This is a genomic window from Streptomyces sp. NH27 (assembly GCF_056859195.1).
Genome location: NZ_JACEGK010000054.1, coordinates 1 through 22,108, shown reverse-complemented (window position 1 = coordinate 22,108; position 22,108 = coordinate 1). Strand labels below are relative to the sequence as shown.

Annotated in this window: 19 protein-coding genes, 1 tRNA gene and 1 pseudogene; 10 read left to right on the top strand and 11 right to left on the bottom strand. The window is 69.5% G+C overall.

Annotated elements, in window-relative coordinates; genetic code table 11:
* Positions 1-196, top strand: a pseudogene (locus tag AC13HU_RS07250) (serine/threonine protein kinase); the annotation flags it as partial.
* Between the two features lie 48 nt (positions 197-244).
* On the opposite strand, the gene AC13HU_RS07245 reads toward AC13HU_RS07250, so the two are convergent.
* The 11 genes from AC13HU_RS07245 to dnaA all read right to left on the bottom strand — a co-directional run bounded on the left by AC13HU_RS07245 (position 245) and on the right by dnaA (position 14,816).
* Complete coding sequence (locus AC13HU_RS07245) at positions 245-1,537, bottom strand: hypothetical protein (RefSeq protein WP_483040916.1); 1,293 nt, start codon at positions 1,535-1,537, stop codon at positions 245-247.
* Between the two features lie 143 nt (positions 1,538-1,680).
* Positions 1,681-1,821 carry a DLW-39 family protein gene (locus tag AC13HU_RS07240; RefSeq protein ID WP_328466668.1) on the bottom strand — a complete coding sequence of 47 codons (141 nt, stop codon included), beginning with the start codon at positions 1,819-1,821 and terminating at the stop codon, positions 1,681-1,683.
* Between the two features lie 295 nt (positions 1,822-2,116).
* Positions 2,117-2,193: transfer RNA gene (locus AC13HU_RS07235), tRNA-Ile, on the bottom strand.
* A gap of 48 nt (positions 2,194-2,241) precedes the next feature.
* Complete coding sequence (locus tag AC13HU_RS07230; RefSeq protein ID WP_483040917.1) at positions 2,242-2,919, bottom strand: DUF3566 domain-containing protein; 678 nt, start codon at positions 2,917-2,919, stop codon at positions 2,242-2,244.
* Between the two features lie 15 nt (positions 2,920-2,934).
* Positions 2,935-5,628 (bottom strand): DNA gyrase subunit A, encoded by a 2,694-nt coding sequence (gene gyrA / locus AC13HU_RS07225; protein ID WP_483040915.1) that lies wholly within the window; start codon positions 5,626-5,628, stop codon positions 2,935-2,937.
* A gap of 44 nt (positions 5,629-5,672) precedes the next feature.
* Entirely contained in the window at positions 5,673-7,673 is a 2,001-nt protein-coding gene (gyrB, locus tag AC13HU_RS07220) for a DNA topoisomerase (ATP-hydrolyzing) subunit B (protein ID WP_483040914.1), read from the bottom strand.
* 301 nt (positions 7,674-7,974) lie between these two features.
* Complete coding sequence (locus AC13HU_RS07215) at positions 7,975-8,604, bottom strand: DciA family protein (RefSeq protein WP_483040913.1); 630 nt, start codon at positions 8,602-8,604, stop codon at positions 7,975-7,977.
* Positions 8,601-9,764: a DNA replication/repair protein RecF gene (recF, locus tag AC13HU_RS07210; protein WP_483040912.1), complete on the bottom strand. Its 1,164-nt coding sequence runs from the start codon at positions 9,762-9,764 to the stop codon at positions 8,601-8,603. Before recF ends, AC13HU_RS07215 begins: the two co-directional genes overlap by 4 nt.
* Positions 9,765-9,831: 67 nt before the next feature.
* Complete coding sequence (gene gnd / locus AC13HU_RS07205) at positions 9,832-10,803, bottom strand: phosphogluconate dehydrogenase (NAD(+)-dependent, decarboxylating) (RefSeq protein ID WP_483040911.1); 972 nt, start codon at positions 10,801-10,803, stop codon at positions 9,832-9,834.
* 28 nt (positions 10,804-10,831) lie between these two features.
* Complete coding sequence (gene dnaN, locus AC13HU_RS07200) at positions 10,832-11,962, bottom strand: DNA polymerase III subunit beta (RefSeq protein WP_483040910.1); 1,131 nt, start codon at positions 11,960-11,962, stop codon at positions 10,832-10,834.
* A 952-nt stretch (positions 11,963-12,914) separates the two neighbouring features.
* Entirely contained in the window at positions 12,915-14,816 is a 1,902-nt protein-coding gene (gene dnaA, locus AC13HU_RS07195; protein ID WP_483040909.1) for a chromosomal replication initiator protein DnaA, read from the bottom strand.
* 408 nt (positions 14,817-15,224) lie between these two features.
* Between dnaA and rpmH the strand changes: the two genes are divergently transcribed.
* From rpmH to AC13HU_RS07150, 9 genes are all read left to right on the top strand, one after another.
* Positions 15,225-15,362: a 50S ribosomal protein L34 gene (gene rpmH, locus AC13HU_RS07190; protein WP_103886005.1), complete on the top strand. Its 138-nt coding sequence runs from the start codon at positions 15,225-15,227 to the stop codon at positions 15,360-15,362.
* Between the two features lie 19 nt (positions 15,363-15,381).
* Positions 15,382-15,780 (top strand): ribonuclease P protein component, encoded by a 399-nt coding sequence (gene rnpA, locus AC13HU_RS07185; protein WP_483040908.1) that lies wholly within the window; start codon positions 15,382-15,384, stop codon positions 15,778-15,780.
* On the top strand, positions 15,777-16,094 hold the full coding sequence (gene yidD, locus AC13HU_RS07180) for a membrane protein insertion efficiency factor YidD (protein ID WP_483040907.1): 318 nt from the start codon (positions 15,777-15,779) through the stop codon (positions 16,092-16,094). The genes rnpA and yidD overlap by 4 nt, the downstream gene beginning before the upstream one ends.
* A 2-nt stretch (positions 16,095-16,096) precedes the next feature.
* Positions 16,097-17,362, top strand: a complete 1,266-nt coding sequence (gene yidC / locus AC13HU_RS07175) for a membrane protein insertase YidC (RefSeq protein ID WP_483040906.1) — start codon at positions 16,097-16,099, stop codon at positions 17,360-17,362.
* A 15-nt stretch (positions 17,363-17,377) separates the two neighbouring features.
* A complete protein-coding gene (locus tag AC13HU_RS07170; protein WP_483040905.1) occupies positions 17,378-17,896 on the top strand; it encodes a Jag family protein in 519 nt (172 codons plus the stop codon).
* Between the two features lie 157 nt (positions 17,897-18,053).
* A complete protein-coding gene (gene rsmG / locus AC13HU_RS07165; protein WP_483040904.1) occupies positions 18,054-18,794 on the top strand; it encodes a 16S rRNA (guanine(527)-N(7))-methyltransferase RsmG in 741 nt (246 codons plus the stop codon).
* Positions 18,795-19,133: 339 nt separating this feature from the next.
* Positions 19,134-20,255 carry a ParA family protein gene (locus tag AC13HU_RS07160; protein ID WP_483040903.1) on the top strand — a complete coding sequence of 374 codons (1,122 nt, stop codon included), beginning with the start codon at positions 19,134-19,136 and terminating at the stop codon, positions 20,253-20,255.
* The gene (locus AC13HU_RS07155) at positions 20,252-21,364 is read left to right on the top strand and encodes a ParB/RepB/Spo0J family partition protein (protein WP_483040902.1); all 1,113 of its coding nucleotides are present in this window, start codon (positions 20,252-20,254) and stop codon (positions 21,362-21,364) included. Before AC13HU_RS07160 ends, AC13HU_RS07155 begins: the two co-directional genes overlap by 4 nt.
* 78 nt (positions 21,365-21,442) lie before the next feature.
* Positions 21,443-22,060 carry a GNAT family N-acetyltransferase gene (locus AC13HU_RS07150; protein ID WP_483040901.1) on the top strand — a complete coding sequence of 206 codons (618 nt, stop codon included), beginning with the start codon at positions 21,443-21,445 and terminating at the stop codon, positions 22,058-22,060.
* The last annotated feature ends 48 nt before the right edge of the window (positions 22,061-22,108 follow it).

Here is a 22,108-nt window from a genome sequence, read left to right as displayed (position 1 = left end):
GCCCGAGCCCGTCCCCGCGGCCGGGCCCGCCGGCTCCCCCGCCCACTTCTCCACCCACTCCTCGGCGGACACCGCCTCCACCGAGGTCCCGGCCGGCCGCGCCAAGCCGGGCCCGCCGGCGAAAGTCGCGGTCCCCGTCCTGGTCCTCGCCCTGCTCTGCTTCGCAGTGGGCATCGCGGCCTTGATGGCGTCCTGAACGAACGTCCTCAACGAACGTCCTGAACAAGCCCGAGACTCCGCAGGGTCAGCCCTGCGCCCTCGCCGGCCGCCACCGCGCCGCGCCGAACCACACCGCGAGGACGAGCAGCAGCAGCGTGCCCACCCCGAACGCCACGAACGCGACCAGGCGCAGCGCGGAGGAGGACGAGCCGCCGGTCGCGGTGCCGTCGGCCGCCGCCACGTCGTGCGCGTCGACGCCGATCCCGGCCGCACCCGGGTCCCCCGAGTACGCCGGGGCGGCCTGCGCGGCGCCCTTGACCTGGACCCGAAGCGTGATCGGCACCGGCCCGCTGACCTGCTCGGCAACACCCGGGTGCACGGTGACCGCGAAGTAGTACCAGCCCGCGACCCGCACCCGCTGCACCATGTCGTCGTCCGACGAGCGGTTCGCGTAGGACACCGGCGGCAACTGCTCGACCAGCGAGGTGGGCGAGCCGGAGTACGAGTCGTCGTCACCGTCGACGTACTGCCGGACCGGGCTGAAGGACGTCAGCCGCACGCCGGAGCCGACGAAGTCGAGCGAACTGCCGATCAGCGGCGCGCTGGAGAAGTCCGTGAAGACGGTGGCCTGCTGGCCCCAGTCCACCGGGACCTTGTAGAAGCGGGTCTCGCCGGGCAGCACCCGGTCCTTCCAGATACCGGTCCTGATCGCGGCCGCGGTCTCGAAGGAGGTGCCGCCGGACGCCTGCTTCACGGTGCCCGTGGTGAGCGGGGTCGGAGAGGCGCCGGCCGTGGCGGGGGCGGGCAGCGGCACGGAGCCGGACTTCAGCGGCGGTTCGAGCACGTAGCGCAGCTCCAGCGGCCAGGCCGCCTGATCCGAGCCGGAGTCGGAGGTGCGGTGCACCTGAAGGGTGTACTGGTTGGCGCCCTGGCAGTCGTCGTCCTCGTCGCCGGTGGCGCGCTCCACCGCGGTGCCGACCGGGCGGGCGTCGCCGTCGTCGTCGAAGTGCTCCTCGCGGCTGTCGCACTCCGACCCGTCGGCGCTGACCAGCTTCAGCTCGATGCCGTCGTCGTAGGTCACCTTCGAGCCGGGCGGGGGCACCGCGAACACCGAGGCGTAGGCGGAGGACTTCGCGTCCAGCGCGATGCCGTACATCCGGGTCTCGTCCGGCTTGATGGTGTCCCGGTACGTGGCGCCGGCCTTCATCGCGGGCGCGTCGGCCGTGGTGGCCGCGCCGTCGAGCACGCTGCCCCGCGGCTGCCAGGAGGCCGGCGCGGTCGGGGTCGGGGTCGTGGCCCCGCCGTCCGCTGCCGCCGGGCCTGTTGCCGCGGCCAGCAGCAGCAAGGCTGCGGCCGCGCCGAACGTCGTGCGCTTCATCCCCTGCTCCTGTCCCCACCGATCAGAGCGCGATGCACCGGCACCGTATCGAAGCCCGCGGGAACAGCGAAGGCCCCGGTCGCGCTGTGCGACCGGGGCCCGGAGACCGCCCCCACGCCTTGCGGCGTACTGCTAACGGCGTCTCACACGTCTGTGCCGGAGCCACCCGGGACCGTGTCAGTGGCTTCCGTCCACAGGTCCTGCTCGGCGCGGTCCGCCTGGATCTGCCGGTACACGAACAGCCCGGCAACGGCGGCCAGGGCGATCAGGAGAATCTTCTTCATCGCCTGACCCTCCTCCTTCTAGCGTGAGACGAGCTTCTGACCCGCCCGACTATACACAGCGGCCGATACCGAACGGTTATCTGGCACCGAAAACGGGTAGGGCATCACGTCCGGTGGAAGGAGCGCGTCCCGCGGGACCTTCCCGTCGGACCGTCCCGCCCCGTCGGACCGTCCCGGGCGGCGCGCCCACACCGCGATGCCCGCGGGCCTGCTGCCGGGGATCCGCTTCGGGACGACCGATGTCAGCCGTAGATGTAAACAGCCCCTCACGGATCCCGTGAGGGGCTGTTTGCGCTGGTGGGGCTACCAGGACTTGAACCTGGGGCCTCTTCCTTATCAGGGAAGCGCTCTAACCGTCTGAGCTATAGCCCCGCGCTGCACCGAAAGATTAGCGCACCAGGGGCCGTGCCCCAAAATCGGTTACTCGTCCTCGGCGAGAGTCAGCTCGATGCCGCCCACGAAGCCCGAGGAGAGGTTGTAGATGAAGGCGCCGAGCGTCGCCAGTGCGGTGGCGAGCACCACGTCGATGACCGCGATCACCGTGGTGAAGAGCATCACCCGGGACAGCGACAGGAAGCCGACCAGGTCGAAGCCGCCCTTGCCGCCCTCGGAGGAGGTCGCGTCGCTGATCGTGGAGCCCACGGCGTTGAACACGCCGATGGTGTCGAGCACCATCCACAGCACGGCGACGGCGATGATCGTGCAGATGCCCAGCGCGATGGAGAGCAGGAAGCTGACCTTCATCACCGACCACGGGTCGGCCTTGGCCACCCGCAGTCGCGCCTTGCGGGTGTGCGGCGCCGTACGGGCCGCGGGGCGCGGTCTGCGCACCCCGGCCGCCGCCGGCGAGCCCGCGGCCCCATCAGGAGCCCCGCCGGGCGCCCCGGCAGGAGCGCCCGGCGGGCGCGGCGGCGCGTAGGCGGCCGGCGGCTGCTGCGGCGACTGACGGGTGTCCGTCACGGTGTATCCCCCCTCCTGCGGACCCTTCCGGTCCGCGGAGCCGGTCGGCCCGGCTCCCCCGGTCGAGCCATGGGCACCGCCTGTCCGGCCGGCACCGTGCGCACCGCCCGTCCTGCCGGACCCGCCCGCGGCGCCCATGGCTCCACTCACGGTTTACTCCTCTGGTTCACCGGCCTCGGGCTCCGTGCCCGGGGCCGCAGCGTCATGCCCTGTCGTGCTTGTGTCTTCCTGCGCTGCTGCCTGCGCCGCCGCGCCGTCCTGCTCATCCGGCTCCACGCCGTCCGGATCCACACCGTCCGGATCATCCTCCGCTTCGGCGTTCCGCGCGATACCTACCACCGCGTCCCGCTTGCCGAGGTTGATGAGCTGAACACCCATGGTGTCACGACCGGTCTCCCTGACCTCGTTGACCCGCGTGCGGATCACACCGCCGCTCAGGGTGATGGCGAGGATCTCATCGGTCTCCTCGACCACCAGCGCCCCGACCAGAGAGCCCCGGTCCTCCACGATCTTCGCTGCCTTGATACCGAGTCCGCCGCGCCCCTGTACGCGGTACTCGTCGACCCGCGTGCGCTTGGCGTACCCGCCATCGGTGGCGGTGAAGACGAACGTACCCGGCCGGACCACGTTCATGGAGAGGAGTTCGTCACCCTCGCGGAAACTCATGCCCTTGACACCGGAGGTGGCCCGCCCCATCGGCCGCAGCGCATCGTCCGTCGCGGTGAAGCGGATGCACTGCGCCTTACGGCTGACCAGCAACAAGTCGTCCTCGGCGGAGACCAGCTCGGCGCCGATCAGCTCGTCGGACTCGGCGGCTGCGCCCTCCTCGGCCACCCCTGCGTCGCGCAGATTGATCGCGATGACACCGCCGGAGCGCGGGGAGTCGTAGTCCTTCAGCGCGGTCTTCTTCACCAGACCGGACTTGGTGGCGAGCACCAGATACGGCGCTGCTTCGTAGTCCTTGATGGCCAGGATCTGGGCGATCCGTTCGTCCGGCTGGAAGGCCAGCAGGTTGGCGACGTGCTGGCCGCGGGCGTCCCGGCCGGCGTCCGGAAGTTCGTACGCCTTGGCGCGGTAGACGCGTCCCTTGTTCGTGAAGAACAGCAGCCATTGGTGCGTGGTTGTGACAAAGAAGTGGTCGACGATGTCGTCCTGCTTCAGCTTGGCGCCGCGCACGCCCTTGCCGCCGCGCTTCTGCGAGCGGTAGTCCTCGGTCTTGGTGCGCTTGACGTAGCCGCCGCGGGTGATCGTGACGACGATGTCCTCTTCGGCGATCAGGTCCTCCATGGACATGTCACCGTCGAAGGGCACCAGCTTGCTGCGCCGGTCGTCGCCGAACTTGTCGACGATGGCCTGCAGTTCCTCGCTGATGATCTGCCGCTGCCGCTCGGGCGAGGCCAGGATCGCGTTGTACTCGTTGATCTTCGCCTGGAGTTCGTCGTGCTCGGCGATGATCTTCTGCCGCTCCAGGGCGGCCAGCCGGCGCAACTGCATCTCCAGGATCGCGTTCGCCTGGATCTCGTCGATCGTCAGCAGGCCCATCAGGCCCTCGCGCGCGATCTCGACGGTGTCGCTGCGCCGGATCAGCGCGATGACCTCGTCGATCGCGTCGAGCGCCTTGAGCAGCCCGCGCAGGATGTGGGCGCGCTCCTCGGCCTTGCGCAGCCGGAAGCGGGTGCGCCGGACGATGACCTCGACCTGGTGGTTCACCCAGTTCCGGATGAACGCGTCCAACGACAGCGTGCGCGGTACCCCGTCGACCAGCGCCAGCATGTTGGCGCCGAAGTTCGACTGGAGGTCGGTGTGCTTGTAGAGGTTGTTCAGCACGACCTTGGCGACGGCGTCGCGCTTGAGCACGATCACCAGCCGCTGGCCGGTACGCGAGGAGGTCTCGTCGCGGACGTCCGCGATGCCACCGATCCGGCCGTCCTTCACCAGGTCGGCGATCTTCTGCGCGAGGTTGTCCGGGTTGGTCTGGTACGGCAGCTCGGTGACGACCAGGCACTGCCGGTTCTGGATCTCCTCGACCTCGACGACCGCGCGCATGGTGATCGAGCCGCGGCCGGTGCGGTACGCGTCCTCGATGCCACGGCGGCCGACCACCAGGGCGCCGGTCGGGAAGTCCGGGCCCTTGATCCGCTCGATCAGGGCGTCGAGGAGTTCCTCGGAGCCCGCCTCCGGGTTGGCCAGGAACCACTGGGCGCCGTCGGCGACCTCCCGCAGGTTGTGCGGGGGGATGTTGGTGGCCATGCCGACCGCGATACCGGCCGAACCGTTGATCAGCAGGTTCGGGAAGCGGGCCGGCAGGACCGTCGGCTCCTGGTTGCGGCCGTCGTAGTTGTCCGTGAAGTCGACGGTCTCCTCGTCGATGTCCCGGACCATCTCCATGGCCAGCGGCGCCATCTTGCACTCGGTGTACCGCATGGCGGCGGCCGGGTCGTTGCCCGGCGAGCCGAAGTTGCCGTTGGAGTCCACCAGCGGCATCCGCATCGACCACGGCTGCGCCAGGCGGACCAGCGCGTCGTAGATCGAGGAGTCGCCGTGCGGGTGGTACGTACCCATGACGTCACCGACGACGCGGGCGCACTTGTAGAAGCCCTTCTCCGGCCGGTAGCCGCCGTCGTACATGGCGTACAGCACCCGGCGGTGCACCGGCTTGAGGCCGTCGCGCACGTCCGGCAGGGCGCGCGAGACGATGACGGACATCGCGTAGTCGAGGTAGCTGCGCTGCATCTCCGTCTCGAGCCCGACGGGCTCGATGCGAAGCCCTCCGGACTCGTTGCGCTCGTCCATCTCGGACGCGGGGAGATCGGGCACGGGAGGGGTGTTGGGGGTCTCGTCGGCCATCGCTGTCTGATAGTCCTTTCACACGGCCGGAAGTCGGGGCCGACTCAGATGTCCAGGAACCGGACGTCCTTGGCGTTTCGCTGGATGAAGGTGCGGCGTGCCTCCACGTCCTCGCCCATCAGGACCGAGAACAGGTCGTCGGCCTGCGCCGCGTCGTCCAGGGTGACCTTGCCGAGCACGCGGTGGTCGATGTCCATGGTGGTGACCCGCAGCTCTTCCGCGTTCATCTCGCCGAGGCCCTTGAAGCGCTGGATCGAGTCCTCGCGGATGCGCTTGCCGCTCTGCTTGCCCAGCGCGACCAGCGCGTCGCGCTCGCGGTCGGAGTAGGCGTACTCCCAGTCGTCGCGGCCCCACTTCACCTTGAACAGCGGCGGGCGGGAGAGGTACACGTGCCCGGCCTCCACCAGCGGGCGCATGAACCGGAAGAGGAAGGTCAGCAGCAGCGTGTTGATGTGCTGGCCGTCGACGTCGGCGTCCGCCATGAGGATGATCTTGTGATAGCGGAGCTTGTCGATGTCGAAGTCCTCGTGCACACCGGTGCCGAAGGCCGAGATCAGCGCCTGGATCTCCTGGTTCTGCAGGATCTTGTCGATCCTGGCCTTCTCCACGTTGAGGATCTTGCCGCGGATCGGGAGGATCGCCTGGTACTGCGGGTTGCGGCCGGACTTCGCCGAGCCGCCGGCGGAGTCACCCTCGACGATGAAGATCTCGCACTTCGTCGGATCGTTCGACTGGCAGTCGCTCAGCTTGCCGGGCAGCGACGCGGACTCCAGCAGGCCCTTGCGGCGGGTGAGGTCCCGCGCCTTACGGGCCGCGACCCGGGCGGTGGCCGCCTGGATCGACTTGCGGATGATGTCCGTGGCCTCGTTGGGATTGCGGTCCAGCCAGTCGGTGAGGTGCTCGTGCACGACCTTCTGGACGTACGTCTTCGCCTCGGTGTTGCCGAGCTTCGTCTTCGTCTGACCCTCGAACTGGGGCTCGCCGAGCTTGACCGAGATGATCGCGGTCAGGCCCTCGCGGATGTCCTCGCCGGTGAGGTTGTCGTCCTTCTCACGCAGCAGCTTCTTCTCCCGCGCGTAGCGGTTGACCAGGCCGGTCAGCGCCGCGCGGAAGCCCTCCTCGTGGGTGCCGCCCTCGTGGGTGTGGATCGTGTTCGCGAAGCTGTAGACACCCTCGCTGTACTGGGTGTTCCACTGCATCGCGACCTCGACCGACAGCAGCCGCTCCTTGTCCTCCGCCTCGATGTCGATCACCGTGGGGTGGACCATCTCGCCCTTGCGCGAGTTGAGGTACCGCACGTAGTCGACGATGCCGCCCTCGTAGTAGTACGACGCGGCGAGCGGCTTGCCCTCCTCGTCGACGTGGTCGGGGCGCTCGTCGGTCAGCGCGATCCGCAGGCCCTTGTTGAGGAACGCCATCTCCTGGAGGCGCCGGGAGAGCGTCTCGAAGGAGTAGTCGGTGGTCTCGAAGATGTCGGGGTCGGCCCAGAAGGTGACCGAGGTGCCGGTCTCCTCGGTGGCCTCGTGCTTGGCCAGCGGCGCGGTCGGCACGCCCAGCTTGTACTCCTGCGTCCAGCGGTACCCGTCGGTGCGGACCTCGACAACGACGCGCGTCGACAGCGCGTTGACCACGGAGACGCCGACGCCGTGCAGACCGCCGGAGACCGCGTAGCCGCCACCGCCGAACTTGCCGCCGGCGTGCAGCACGGTCAGCACGACCTCGACGGCCGGCTTGCCCTCCGAGGGGATGATGCCGACCGGGATGCCGCGCCCGTTGTCCACCACGCGCACGCCGCCGTCGGCGAGGATCGTGACGTCGATGGTGTCGGCGTGGCCGGCCATCGCCTCGTCGACCGAGTTGTCGACGACCTCTTGCACGAGGTGGTGCAGGCCCCGCTCACCGGTCGAGCCGATGTACATACCGGGGCGCTTGCGCACCGCCTCGAGCCCTTCCAGCACGGTGATCGCACTGGCGTCGTAGGACTTGTTGGAGTTCTCGTTGGGGTTGCCGGAATCGGCCACGAAGCGCCCTTTCTGGCACAGCACGAGCCGGATCCCACCGCGGTGGGATCGGCTGCGATGTTCTGACTGTGGTTCGACGGTTCCGCTGGGGTACCCCTGCCGGACTCGCCGGACTGCCAGGGGAGGGCGGTCTCGTATCAGTCTACCGGTAGCGCCGACATGAGTGGGGCTTTGCCGGTACCTGAGTTCCCATGTGCCGCCCAAACCCCGCCTCGCCCGACTCCCTACACGCGGACCCGGTGCCGAAACCGCTCACACGGGCGTCCAGGGCTTCCGGCTGTCAACCCCTCGCTACGCTCAGCAGGGGCATCCGTGCGCCACGCGCTCACCCGTATGTGTCACCCGGACCGCGGCTGCCGGGCGCCCGCAACCTGCCGTACGACCGGCTCGGTCCGGCCGGCGCCAGCACCTTGATCACCCGCACCGTGCCGTGCCCGAGGTCGGCGTTGAGCCGGGCCACCAGGGTCGGCGCGAGCAGCCGCAACTGCGTCGCCCACGCGGTGGAGTCGCACTGGACGGTCAGCACCCGCTCGTCCTCGTCGTACCGGTCCGGCGAGCAGTGCAGCGCCACCTCGGGTCCGACGAGCTGGGGCCAGCGGCCCATCACCCCGCCGACGGCGGCCGGCGCCTCCCAACCGCGCTCGGTGATCAGCCGGTTGATCGCCGCGCCCAGCGGCAGCGGGTCACGGCCGTCCGCCCTGGCGCCGCTGCGCAGGCCGCCGCGGCGGGCCTGCTTCTTCTGCACCGCGGCCGCACCCCTGGCGCGCGCCTGCTCCTTGGCCGCCCGCAGCGCCACGCGGGCGAGGTCCACACCCGATGTCCCGGCCGCCGCCGGCTGATCCGGCGCGCCGGATGTGCTGCCGGATGCGGTGCCCGGCGCCGCGCCGTCCTGCCGGGGTACGGCCCCGCTCCCGCCGTCCTCACGCCGGGCCCTTGCCCGCCCGCCTTCGCTCATGACCGCTGCACCGTCCCGTCCTGCACCGCGAACCGCGTGCCCACCAGCACCTCCGGCACATCGTCGTCGACCGCGGCCGTGACCAGCACCTGCTCGCCGGGCGCGACGAGTTCGGCCAGCCGCTCCCGGCGCCGGGTGTCCAGCTCGGCGAACACGTCGTCCAGCACCAGCACCGGCTCCCGGCCGTCGGAGCAGAGCAGTTCGTACGACGCCAGCCGCAACGCAAGGGCGTACGACCACGACTCGCCGTGGCTGGCGTAGCCCTTCGCCGGCAGCGGGCCGAGCTTCAGCACCAGGTCGTCGCGGTGCGGCCCGACGAGCGTCACGCCGCGCTCGATCTCCTGCTTACGGGCCTCGCCCAGCGCCTCCAGCAGCCGCCCGTACAGGTCCTCGCGGCCGGTCGCGCCCGCCATCCGCTCGTCACCGATGGACCCGCGGTACTCCAGGCCGACCGGGCCGCCGCCGGGCGCGAGTTGCTCGTACGCCTTGTCGGCCAGCGGCTGGAGCGCGGCGACCAGGTCGAGCCGCTGGGCGAGCACTTCGGCGCCGGCGCGGGCCAGGTGCTGGTCCCACACGTCGAGGGTGGACAGGTCGGCGCCGCCCGTCCGGCCGCCGGAGCCCGCGGTCGCCCGGCTGCCGTGCCGGCGGGCCAACGCGGCCGACTTCAGCAGGGTGTTGCGCTGCTTGAGCACCCGTTCGTAGTCGGCGCGCACCCCGGCGAGGCGGGGCGTGCGGGCGGTGACCAGCTCGTCGAGGAAGCGGCGGCGCTCGCCGGGGTCGCCCTTGACCAGCGCCAGGTCCTCGGGCGCGAACAGCACGCTGCGCAGGATGCCCAGTACGTCCCGCGGCCGGACCTGCGAGGAGCGGTTGATCCGGGCCCGGTTGGCCTTGCCCGGGTTGATCTCCAACTCGACCAGCTGCTGCCGGTCGCCCTGCACCACCTGGGCGCGCACCACCGACCGCTCCGCGCCGAGCCGCACCAACGGCGCGTCCGCGGCGACCCGGTGACTACCGAGGGTGGCCAGGTAACCGACCGCCTCGACCAGGTTGGTCTTGCCGTGCCCGTTGGGCCCGACGAAAACCGTGACGCCCGGGTCGAGGGGGACCTCGGCCCGGGCGTAGGAGCGGAAGTCGGCGAGCGAAAGGTGCGCTACGTGCATCGCGTGCTGTGGCGCTGGGCGCGCCGACCTCCCTGCTGTGACGTGCGGTGCGGTACCGCTGCTCGGCCTACTCGGCCGCGGTGACCGCGTGGCCGCCGAACTCGTTGCGCAGCGCGGCGATCATCTTCATCTGCGGCGAGTCGTCCTGGCGGGACGAGAAGCGGGCGAAGAGGGACGCGGTGATCGCGGGCATCGGCACCGCGTTGTCGATCGCGGCCTCCACGGTCCAGCGGCCCTCACCGGAGTCGTCCGCGTAACCGCGCAGCTTCTCCAGGTGCTCGCTCTTGTCGAGCGCGTCCACGGCCAGGTCGAGCAGCCAGGAGCGGATCACCGTACCCGACTTCCAGGAGCGGAAGACCTCACGGACGTCGGTGACCGAGTCGACCGCCTCCAGCAGCTCCCAGCCCTCGGCGTACGCCTGCATCATCGCGTACTCGATGCCGTTGTGGACCATCTTGGCGAAGTGGCCGGCACCGACCTTGCCGGCGTGCACCGCGCCGGAGTCACCTTCGGGCTTGAGGGCGTCGAAGATCGGCTGCGCCTTGGCGACGTCCTCGGCCTTGCCGCCGTACATCAGCGCGTAGCCGTTGGCCAGGCCCCACACGCCGCCGGAGACACCGCAGTCGACGAAGCCGATGCCCTTGGCGGCCAGTTCGCCGGCGTGCTTCTCGTCGTCGGTCCAACGGGAGTTGCCGCCGTCGACCACGAGGTCGCCGGGGGAGAGCAGCTCGCCGAGCTCGTCGATGGTGGACTGGGTGGCCTGGCCGGCCGGGACCATCACCCATACCACGCGCGGCCCATGGAGCGAGTCCACAAGTTCCTTGAGGCTGTGGACATCGGCGAGGTCCGGGTTCCGGTCGTACCCGATGACGGTGTGGCCGGCGCGGCGGATGCGCTCGCGCATGTTGCCGCCCATCTTGCCGAGACCGATGAGACCGAGCTCCATCACTGACCCTTCGTTCGAAGCATTCGACGCGTGACGCTTTGCGCGTGACCGCGGTACCTGGCTGGACCGCCTTCCCTGACCTGATCCGACCACGAGCCTACGTCGGCCCGCGTCCCGGACCTCAGCCGGACAGGCGCACCGGCATGATCAGGTACTTGTACGCGTCGTCGGCCTCGGCGTCGATCGCCGGGCGCCCGCTGAGCAGAGCGGGCTTGGTGGAGGTCGTGAAGGACAGCTGGGCGGCCGGGGAGTCGATCGCGCTCAGGCCGTCGAGCAGGAACGTCGGGTTGAAGGCGATCGAGATGTCGTCGCCGTCGAGCTTGGCGTCGACCCTTTCCACCGCCTGTGCGTCGTCGCTGGAGCCGGCTTCCAGGGTGAGCACACCCTGCTCGAAGCTCAGCCGCACCGGGGTGTTGCGCTCGGCGACCAGCGCGACGCGCTTGACCGCCTCGACCAGGGGCGCGGTCTCGATCACCGCGACCGAGGCGAACTCGGTGGGGAAGAGCGTGCGGTACTTCGGCAGGTCGCCTTCGAGCAGCCGGGTGGTGGTGCGGCGGCCGGCGCCCTCGAAGCCGATCAGGCCCTCGCCGTCACCCGCGCCGGCCAGGGCGATGGAGACGGTGTCGCCGCTGGTGAGCGACTTGGCGGTGTCCTGGAGCGTCTTGGCGGGCACCAGCGCGACCGCGGAGATGTCGGCCTGCTCGGGCTTCCACAGGAACTCGCGGACCGCGAAGCGGTACCGGTCGGTGGCGGCCAGCGTGACGGTGTCGCCCTCGATCTCGATCCGCACACCGGTGAGCACCGGCAGCGTGTCGTCGCGCCCGGCGGCGATGGCGACCTGGGCCGCGGCTGCGGCGAAGACCTCACCGGGGACGGTGCCCGAGGCGGTGGGCATCGCGGGCAGCGCCGGGTACTCCTCGACGGGGAGGGTGTGCAGGGTGAAGCGGGAGCTGCCGCAGACCACGGTGACCCGCGCGCCGTCGGTGGAGATCTCCACCGGGCGGTTGGGCAGCGCCCTGGAGATGTCGGCGAGCAGCCGGCCGGAGACCAGCACGGTGCCCTCTTCGTCGACCTCGGCCTCGACCGAAACCCGCGCCGAGACCTCGTAGTCGAAGCCGGAGAGGCTGAGCTTGCCCTCTTCGGCCTTGAGCAGCAGTCCGGCGAGTACGGGCACCGGGGGACGGGCCGGGAGGCTACGGGCTGCCCAAGCCACTGCCTCGGCGAGTACGTCGCGCTCCACCCGGATCTTCACCGGAACCGCCTCCTGCTTGTTGCTGGCTGTCGGGGACCAGTCTGACGCACAGGACTGACAGTAGGTGCGGGTTGGCGTCAAGCCGTGACCCGAGCCGCGGGGAGGTGCCGGGCCGAGTTGTGCACACCCCCCGCTTTGAAACGACTTCGCAGCTCTCTATGTGTAGTCGTAGTAGTAGGGGTTGTGGATACCGTGGATAACCGGTTCCTGTGCAGGTCAGGCCCGGTTTTTTATCCACCGAGCCTGTGGGCGACGGCCGTGGATAACCAGGGGTCGCTGTGGACAGCGGAAAGTTGTGCACACCCGATACACAGGACAACCCGACTTGTCCCCAGCTCCATCCCCAGAAATACCCGGGTTCTCCCCAGGCCAACCCACCTCCTTGGTGTGACGGCTTTCACTCGTTCGTGCGGCTGACCGTGTTTCGTTGCCGAACAGTGGACAGGCATGTGGAGAAGCGGGCCGAAGCTGTGCACAACCCAGGGCATCCTGTGGGTGAGCGGTGGACAACTACTCGTCCCAGGTGCAGGGTTGCCCGTTTCATCCACAGTCTGTGGATACGGGTTACCCACATTTCCACACCCCGCTGAGCTGGGCGGACGACCCTTGGGCCGCCTGGCCTGTGGAGACGAATCTGGACAACTCCGGTGTCCCCAGGGTGTGGACAGCGCTCCGGCGGCGTTTCTGTGGAGAAACGGATCTCCGGGTGGCGGTAATCGAACAGCCGGAAACGGCGAGTGCCCCGGGAGCGGGGCTCCCGGGGCACTCGTAGGGCTCTCGTAGGCGGGTCTCGGCGGCTGCCGGCGTGCGCCGGCGGGGTCTGCGCGGGGGTCGGAGGTGCCTGCGCAGGCGTCTGCACACGCGACGGCTGGGTGCGGGCGTGCGTCGACGCGGGGATTCGGCGGTTCTTCGGTGCGGCGGTGTGTCGGTGCGGGGGCCTGCGCGCCCGCCGTCAGCTCTTGATGCGGTTCGTCAGCTCGGTCACCTGGTTGTAGATGGAGCGCCGCTCGGCCATCAGCGAGCGGATCTTCCGGTCGGCGTGCATGACCGTCGTGTGGTCACGGCCGCCGAAGAGCGCACCGATCTTCGGCAGCGACAGGTCGGTCAGCTCACGGCACAGGTACATCGCGATCTGCCGGGCGGTGACCAGCACCCGGCTGCGGGAGGACCCGGACAGGTCGTCCACCGCCAGTCCGAAGTACGCGGCCGTCTCCGCCATGATGGCAGTGCCGCTGATCTCCGGCACCGAGTCGTCGCCGCCCGGGATCAGGTCCTTGAGCACGATCTCGGTGAGCTGGAGGTCGACCGGCTGCCGGTTGAGGCTGGCGAAGGCGGTGACCCGGATCAGCGCCCCCTCCAACTCGCGGATGTTGCGCGAGATGCGCGAGGCGATGAACTCCAGTACCTCCGGCGGCGCGTTGAGCTGCTCCTGCACCGCCTTCTTCCGCAGGATCGCGATCCGCGTCTCCAACTCGGGCGGCTGGACGTCGGTGATCAGGCCCCACTCGAACCGGTTGCGCAGCCGGTCCTCCAGGGTGACCAGCTGCTTGGGCGGCCGGTCGGAGGAGAGCACGATCTGCTTGTTCGCGTTGTGCAGGGTGTTGAAGGTGTGGAAGAACTCCTCCTGCGTCGACTCCTTCTGGGCCAGGAACTGGATGTCGTCGACGAGCAGGATGTCCATGTCCCGGTACCGCTTGCGGAAGGCGTCCGCCTTGCCGTCCCGGATGGAGTTGATGAACTCGTTGGTGAACTCCTCCGAGCTCACGTACCGCACCCGGGTGCCCGGGTAGAGGCTGCGCGCGTAGTGCCCGATGGCGTGTAGCAGGTGCGTCTTGCCGAGGCCGGACTCGCCGTAGATGAAGAGCGGGTTGTACGCCTTGGCGGGCGCCTCGGCGACGGCGACCGCGGCCGCGTGTGCGAAGCGGTTGGACGCGCCGATCACGAAGGTGTCGAAGAGGTACTTCGGGTTCAGCCGCGCGGTCGGCTCCACCGCGCCGGTGCTGCCACCGTTCCCGCCGCCCGGCTGCTCGCCGCGCGCGGTCGGCACGCCGCCCGACTGCTGGTACGCGGCCGGGGGTGGCACGTACGACTGCGGACCGCCCTGGTGCGGGCCGGAGCGGCCCTGCTGGTGGCCCTGGTGCGGCACGCTCGGGTAGGAGTCGCGCGGCTCGGGCCGGTAGCGCCGCTCGTCGTACGGCTCCGGGCGGCTGTCGTACGACTCGGACCGGCCACCGTCGTAGGAGTCCCGGGGGGAGCGCCGGTCGTCGTAGGAGTCGCGGCGCACCTCGTACGGCTCGCGCTCCTGGAAGTCGACCGGTGCGGGCACGCCCCAGCTGCCGAGCTTCGGCTGCTGCCAGTCCTGGCGGTCGTCGGGGTAGGCCGGGCGCATCCGGAGCTCGTGGGCGTCGCGCGGATCGCGGCTGTCGCGGGCGTCGTGCTGGTCGCGTGGGTCCCGAACATCGCGAGCGTCCCGGCTGTCGCGCTGATCGCGGTCGCGGGGACCGAGGGCGTCGCGGGAGCCGTGCCCGTCGCGCTGGTCGCGGTCGTCGGCCGCTTCCGTGGAGGGCGGAGGCGGCTGCTCCTGGTCGCCACCCGAGGCGACCGCGATCGCGATCCCGACCGAGTGACCGAACTCACTGCTGAGCACCTTGGTGATCAGCGGCAGCAGCCGGCCCTCCAGCACGTTCTTGGCGAACTCGTTGGGAGCGGAGAGCACCGCGGTGCCGGCCACCAGGGCCAGCGGCTGGGTGCGCTGCAGCCACTCCGTGTCCTTGGGCTTCAGCTCGCTGTCCACCAGGAGCTTCTGCAAGACCCGTGGCCACACTGCGGCAAGATCGGCAGTCACGTCGGCCACAGTGCACGCTCTCTCGGGTCGCTTGGTGGTGCGGAAAACTCCCGCGAAAGTGTGAACCTCCGGATGGGCGGGGAGTGTACGAAGTTCGGTGCGTGTGAGGAGTCCGGAGTCCAGTCACGGTAGTCAGGCCAGTGTGCGCGGTTCAAGTCGTTGTCCACAGGGTGTGTACAAACCTCGGGGTGTCGCGGCCGGGTTTGACCGGATGGCCTAGCCGCACGTACCGTATCGAGGTCGAGTTGTCGATGGCTGCTGCCGCCTGCCTACCGATGGGCGAAGATCTTCCGGATGCCTCCGGCCTCCGGGTGGTTGTCAAAGCGGTACACCCGATCAGTCCGCGAGCTTTCTCGTGGGCGCACGGTGACAGCCAGGCGACGCACCGCTGCCATCCCGATCCCCTGGAGCCCCCGAGTGAGCAAGCGCACCTTCCAGCCGAACAACCGTCGTCGCGCGAAGACCCACGGCTTCCGTCTGCGCATGCGTACCCGCGCCGGCCGTGCCATTCTCTCGACCCGCCGTGGCAAGGGCCGCGCCCGCCTGTCCGCCTGATTGCCACAGGTTTCATGCCGTGCTGCCCACCGAGAATCGGCTGAGGCGGCGCCAGGACTTCGGCGAAGCGGTTCGCCGTGGACGCCGGGCGGGTCGCCCGCTGCTGGTCGTCCATCTGCGCCGCGACGCAACGGACCCGCATGCGCGAGGGGGAGGCAGTCCCCCGGCGCGTGCGGGTTTCGTCGTAAGCAAAGCTGTCGGCAACGCCGTGCAGCGCAACCTGGTCAGGCGTCGACTGCGTCATCTGGTCCGGGAACGACTGCCGCTGCTGCCCCCCGGTAGCCTTGTGGTAGTACGCGCGCTCCCCGGCGCGGGCAGCGCGGACCACGCACAGCTAGCCCTCGACCTGGACGCCGCGCTCCAGCGGTTGCTGGGCCGTGACACCCGTGGCGACGCCGAGGGGAGGGTAGCTCGATGAAATACCCGCTACTGGCACTGATCAAGCTCTACCAGTGGACCATCAGTCCCCTGCTCGGGCCGGTGTGCCGGTACTACCCCTCCTGCTCGCACTACGGATACACGGCCATCGACCGGCACGGCGCGATCAAGGGAACCGTGCTCACCGTGTGGCGCATTCTGCGGTGCAACCCCTGGTCGCCGGGTGGCGTGGATCACGTCCCGCCGCGTAAGCGGCCGCGATGGCACGAACTGCTGCGCCGCTACCTGCGGGGCGGCTCCGACGGGCCCGTCACGCCCGAGCCCACCGGACCCTCTCACGCCCAAGGAGCCTGACCGTGGGGATCTTGAACCCCCTCTATGACGCCGTTTCGTGGATCATCGTCCAGTTCCACTCGCTGTACAGCCTGGTTTTCGACAAGGACAGCGGTTGGGCGTGGGGTCTGTCCATCGTCTCCCTGGTGGTCCTGATCCGGACGGCCCTGATCCCGCTCTTCGTGAAGCAGATCAAGTCCACCCGGAACATGCAGGTGCTCCAGCCGAAGATGAAGGCGATCCAGGAGCGCTACAAGAACGACCGGCAGAAGCAGTCCGAGGAAATGATGAAGCTGTACAAGGAGACGGGTACCAACCCGCTCTCCTCGTGCCTGCCGATTCTGGTCCAGTCGCCGTTCTTCTTCGCCCTGTATCACGTGCTGAGCAACGTGGCGAAGGGCCACCCGGTCGGCGTCATCCACGAGAACCTGGTGACGAGTGCGCAGCACGCACACATCTTCGGCGCCCCGCTGCCGGCGAAGTTCCTGGACAGCACCGCCACCCTGGCGCACCTGAACGCCACCCAGACCGAGGTGCGCATCGTCACGATCATCATGATCGTGCTGATGTCGTTCTCGCAGTTCTACACACAGCGCCAGCTGATGACGAAGAACGTGGACATGTCGGTGAACACGCCGTTCATGCAGCAGCAGAAGATGCTGATGTACGTGTTCCCGTTGATCTTCGCGGGCTTCGGCATCATCGCCCCGGTCGGTGTGCTGCTGTACTGGCTGACCACCAACGTGTGGACGATGTGCCAGCAACTCGTCGTCATCCGGCGCAACCCCACTCCGGGCAGCCTCGCGTTCAAGCAGCGGCAGGAGCGGCTGCGGGCCAAGGGCAAGCTGGTGGAGCCGCCGGAGGAGATCAAGGCGAAGGAAGCGGTCGAGCAGGCGCGCGCCAACCGCAGCCAGCCGAAGCGGCAGAGCAAGTCCCAGCGGACCACCGGTGGGACCGCGACCAGCACGCGTACGGGTTCCAGCTCCGACTCCGGGACCGCCACGTCCGGGAAGTCGTCAGGTGAATCCGGCGAATCCGGCGAATCCGGTGGGCCCGGTGGGTCCGGCGCCTCGAAGTCGTCCGGCGGTTCTGGTGCCTCGAAGTCGTCCGGTGCGTCGAAGTCGTCCGGTGGTAAGCAGTCCGGCGGCGGGAAGGGCGGCACGCCCCGAGCGGGTGCGCCCAGGGCCGGTGCCCCCCGGGCGGGCGGTTCAAAGCAGGGCGGCGGTGCCTCGGGTAAGCAGTCCGGTGGCTCGAAGTCCAAGCCGGGCAACCTGTCGAAGAAGAAGTAAGAGGAGAGTCCAGGCGTGAGCGACGTCAACACGACCACGGCACCCGACAGCGGCGCGTCCGCCGGCCTGACCCGGCTGGAACAGGAAGGCGAGATCGCTGCGGACTACCTCGAGGGTCTGCTCGACATCGCCGACCTCGACGGCGACATCGACATGGATGTCGAGGGCGAGCGCGCGTCGGTGTCGATCATCGGCGACGGCGGCAGCCGAGATCTGAACAAGCTGGTCGGGCGGGACGGCGAGGTCCTGGAGGCGCTTCAGGAGCTGACCCGGCTCGCGGTGCACCGGGAGACCGGCGAGCGCAGCCGGCTGATGCTCGACATCGCCGGGTTCCGTGCGCACAAGCGGGCCGAGCTGGCGAAGCTCGGCGCGAGCGCGGCGGAAGAGGTCAAGCAGACCGGTGAGCCGGTGAAGCTGGACCCGATGACGCCGTTCGAGCGCAAGGTCGTGCACGACGCGGTCGCAGCGGCCGGTCTGCGCAGCGAGTCCGAGGGCGAGGAGCCGCAACGCCGAGTGGTCGTACTGCCCGTGTAGTACCGCGACCGGCCCGCCCGCGCACCCGCGCGTGACCAATCCGTCGGCCCCGTCTGTTCGCAGGCGGGGCCGAAACCTTGTAACCCTGATGGTGTACGTCTGCCTTCCCCGCGCCTGGACAACCGAGGCGCGGACATCCGAGGAAAGGACTGCCCCCGTGACCGAGGCAGCAGCGGAGCTTCCCGCGCCGCCCGAGCAGGCCAGAGAGGTCTTCGGCGACCGGTTCGGCGACGCGCTGCGCTACGCCGGGCTGCTCGCCGACGTGGGGGTTCAGCGCGGGCTGATCGGCCCGCGCGAGGTGCCCAGGCTGTGGGAGCGGCACCTGCTGAACTGCGCGGTGCTCTCCGAAGTGGTTGACGAGGCTGTGTCGGTCTGCGATGTCGGCTCCGGTGCCGGGCTGCCCGGTATCCCGCTGGCGCTGGTCCGGCCGGATCTGGAGATCACTCTGCTGGAGCCGCTGCTGCGGCGGACCACCTTCCTCGAAGAGGTGGTCAAGCTGCTCGGCCTGGCGAACGTCACGGTGGTGCGCGGCCGGGCCGAGGAGATGGTCGGCCTGCTGGCCCCGGTGGACGTGGTGACGGCCCGCGCGGTGGCTCCACTGGAGCGGTTGGCCGGTTGGGGCCTGCCGCTGCTGCGCCCGCACGGAGAGATGGCCGTCCTCAAGGGCGACACCGCCGAGGAGGAGCTGAAGGCGGCCCGTGCCGCGCTCGGCCGGCTCGGTGCGGTGGGTGCGACCGTGGTCCAGGTCGGCGAGGGCATCGTCGATCCGCTCTCCACGGTGGTCCGGGTACAGGTCGGCGAGAGCCCCGGCGGGGTACGGGCGGCCAGCAGGCGGGCCAAGGCAGCACGTGCACACCGCGCCTCACGCAACGGCGCGGGCGGTAGGCGCCGCCGCTGACACCGGTCCGCTGAGACCGTTCCACTGCTGCCGAGCTGTTGCCGCTGCCAGAGTCATCTGGCGGCGGCAACGTTCTTGAAGGCCGTCTCTCGTGCCGGCTTTCTACGCCATCCAACCGTCCAAAACGGCACGATCCGGAGTGTCTACGCAGATAGCGTCGCGCCGCTGTGCATCGTGTTCCACGTGAAACGTCGCTCGCTGCTCCCCGGAGTTCTCAACCGTGGCCGCGCCGCGGCCGAAGCGCATGCCAGTAAACCCGTCAAGAAGGCCCCGCCTGTGGATAGTTCTCGGGATTTATCCACAGGCGGCCGGGGCTCGCTGGTTCAGCACCCCTCGGGCATGGCAGGCTCTCCTCATAGCGAGCCTGAAGTCGAGGAGAGTGAGTCCTTGCGGTCCGACGCCAACATTGCGGGACCGATGGCCGATCCGGTCCCCGGTCCCCGCTCAGCCGAAACCGCCGGAGGACCCCTGCCCGGGCCCCCGGGGTACGGGAGCGATGTTTCACGTGAAACATTGCCTCCCATGGATGACACCCCTATTGGCCGCGCGGCCCAGTTGGCCGTCGAGGCGCTCGGTCGCGCCGGCGAGGGGCTACCCAGACCTGCCCAGACCCGGGTGATGGTGGTCGCCAACCAGAAGGGTGGGGTGGGGAAGACCACCACCACCGTCAATCTCGCGGCCTCCCTGGCGCTGCACGGCAACCGGGTCCTGGTGATCGACCTTGATCCCCAGGGCAACGCCTCCACCGCGCTGGGTATCGACCACCACGCCGAGGTCCCGTCGATCTACGACGTCCTGGTGGAGAGCAAGCCGCTCTCCGATGTCGTACTCCCGGTCGCCGATGTCGAGGGGCTCTTCTGCGCCCCCGCCACCATCGACCTGGCGGGTGCGGAGATCGAACTCGTCTCGTTGGTCGCTCGCGAGAGCCGACTGCAGAAGGCGATCGAGGGCTACGAGCAGCCGCTGGACTATGTGCTGATCGACTGTCCGCCCTCGCTCGGCCTGCTCACGGTGAACGCCCTTGTGGCCGGCGCCGAGGTGGTCATCCCGATCCAGTGCGAGTACTACGCGCTGGAGGGCCTGGGTCAGCTCCTCAAGAACGTCGACCTGGTCCGTGCCCACCTCAACCCGCGGCTGCACGTCTCCACGATCCTGCTGACGATGTACGACGGCCGGACCCGGCTGGCCGCCCAGGTCGCGGAGGAGGTGCGCACCCACTTCGGCAAGGAGGTGTTGCGCACCAACATCCCCCGGTCGGTGCGTATCTCGGAGGCACCCAGCTACGGCCAGACCGTGCTCACCTATGACCCGGGTTCCAGCGGCGCCCTCTCCTACCTGGAGGCGGCCCGTGAGATGGCTCTACGGGGCCTGCCTGCCAACGTTGCGGTCGAATACGACCCGGAGCACGCCGAACAGCACCAAGAGCACAACCCGCACAGCATGTCGGAGGGGATTCAGTGAGTGATCGACGCAGAGGGCTCGGCCGTGGTCTTGGCGCGCTGATCCCGGCCGCGCCGCAGCCGGCCAGCACCACGTCGGCGAGCCAGGCCACGTTGGTGCCGGACCGCGGTGTTGCCGCGGCCAAGGTGGCCGGTCTGGCAGACCGCCGAGCGGCCGAGGCCGTACCCGCGGTGGTGGACATCCCTGTTTCACGTGGAACCGAACCGGACCTGTCCGGGGCGGAAGCGCCGGTGACAGGCGCCTACTTCGCGGAACTCGCGCTGGACGCCATCACCCCGAATCCACGGCAGCCGCGCGAGGTCTTCGACGAGGATGCCCTCAACGAGCTCGTCACCTCCATCAAGGAGGTGGGCCTGCTGCAGCCGGTGGTGGTGCGGCAGATCGACACCGCCCGCTATGAGCTGATCATGGGCGAGCGTCGATGGCGGGCCTGCCGGGAGGCAGGACTCGAGCGCATCCCGGCGATCGTCCGCGCCACCGACGACGAGAAGCTGCTGCTGGACGCTCTCCTGGAGAACCTGCACCGGGCTCAGCTCAACCCGCTTGAGGAGGCCGCGGCTTACGACCAGTTGCTGCGCGACTTCGCCTGCACTCATGAGCAGTTGGCCGACCGGATCGGCCGTTCCCGTTCCCAGGTCTCCAACACGCTGCGTCTGCTGAAGCTCTCGGCGCCGGTACAGCGCCGGGTGGCCGCCGGGGTGATCTCGTTCGGACATGCCAGGGCGCTGCTCTCCCTGGACGATGCCGACGAGCAGGACCGGCTGGCCCACCGGATCGTCGCCGAAGGTCTGTCGGTGCGCGCGGTCGAGGAGATCGTGACGCTGATGAACAGCGAGCCCACGGCCACCCGGAAGGCTGCCGCGCCGCGGGCCGGCCGTCGGGTCTCCCCGGCTCTGACCCACCTTGCCACCCGGCTCTCGGATCGCTTCGACACCCGGGTGAAGGTCGACCTGGGTCAAAAGCGCGGAAAGATCGTCGTGGAGTTCGCCTCGATAGAGGATCTGGAGCGCATCCTGGGATCAATGGCCCCCGGTGAGGGCAAGGTCCTGGAGAACCGGCTGGAGGTCGACTCCGAGGACGGTGACGACGCCGAGAACAGCGCCGAGTGACCTGTCGGCACCCCGGCAGGTTGCGCCGGGGTGCCGACGGGCTGGTTGGTTGGCTGACAGAAACGGGGTCTTCGCCAGATGGGACGTCGGCTCGCACCGCTCACCCTCGACAATCTCACCGACCTTCCCAAGCCGTGTCGACGCTGTGTCTTCTGGGAGCTCGATCCGGTCCGTGGCGAAGCGGCCGTCAAGGCAGGCCGCCCTGAACTGGAGAAGGAGTCCTGGATCTCCGGGGTGCTGCTGGAGTGGGGCTCGTGCGGCCGGCTGGTCTACGTCGATGAGATGCCGGCCGGCTTCGTGCTCTATGCCCCTGCCGCCTATGTGCCCCGCTCCACCGCATTCCCCACCAGCCCGGTGTCGGGGGACGCCGTTCAGCTGATGACCTCCCGAGTGCTGCCGGGCTTCCAGGGGCAGGGTCTCGGCCGAGTGCTCGTGCAGACGGTCGCCAAGGATCTGATCCGCCGCGGCTTCCGGGCCATCGAGGTGTTCGGCGACGCCAAGTGGGGGTCTCCCGACTGCGTGCTGCCCGCCGACCATCTGACCGCGGTGGGCTTCAAGACGGTACGCCCGCATCCGCGCTTCCCCCGGCTACGACTGGAGTTGCGCACCGCGCTCTCCTGGCGGGAGGACGTCGAGATGGCGATCGACCGCCTGCTGGGGGCGGTACAGAAGGAGCCGGCCCTGCGGCCGCTCTGATCGGTCCGGCGACAGAAATGGCGGTGGTCGTGTTCCACGTGGAACACG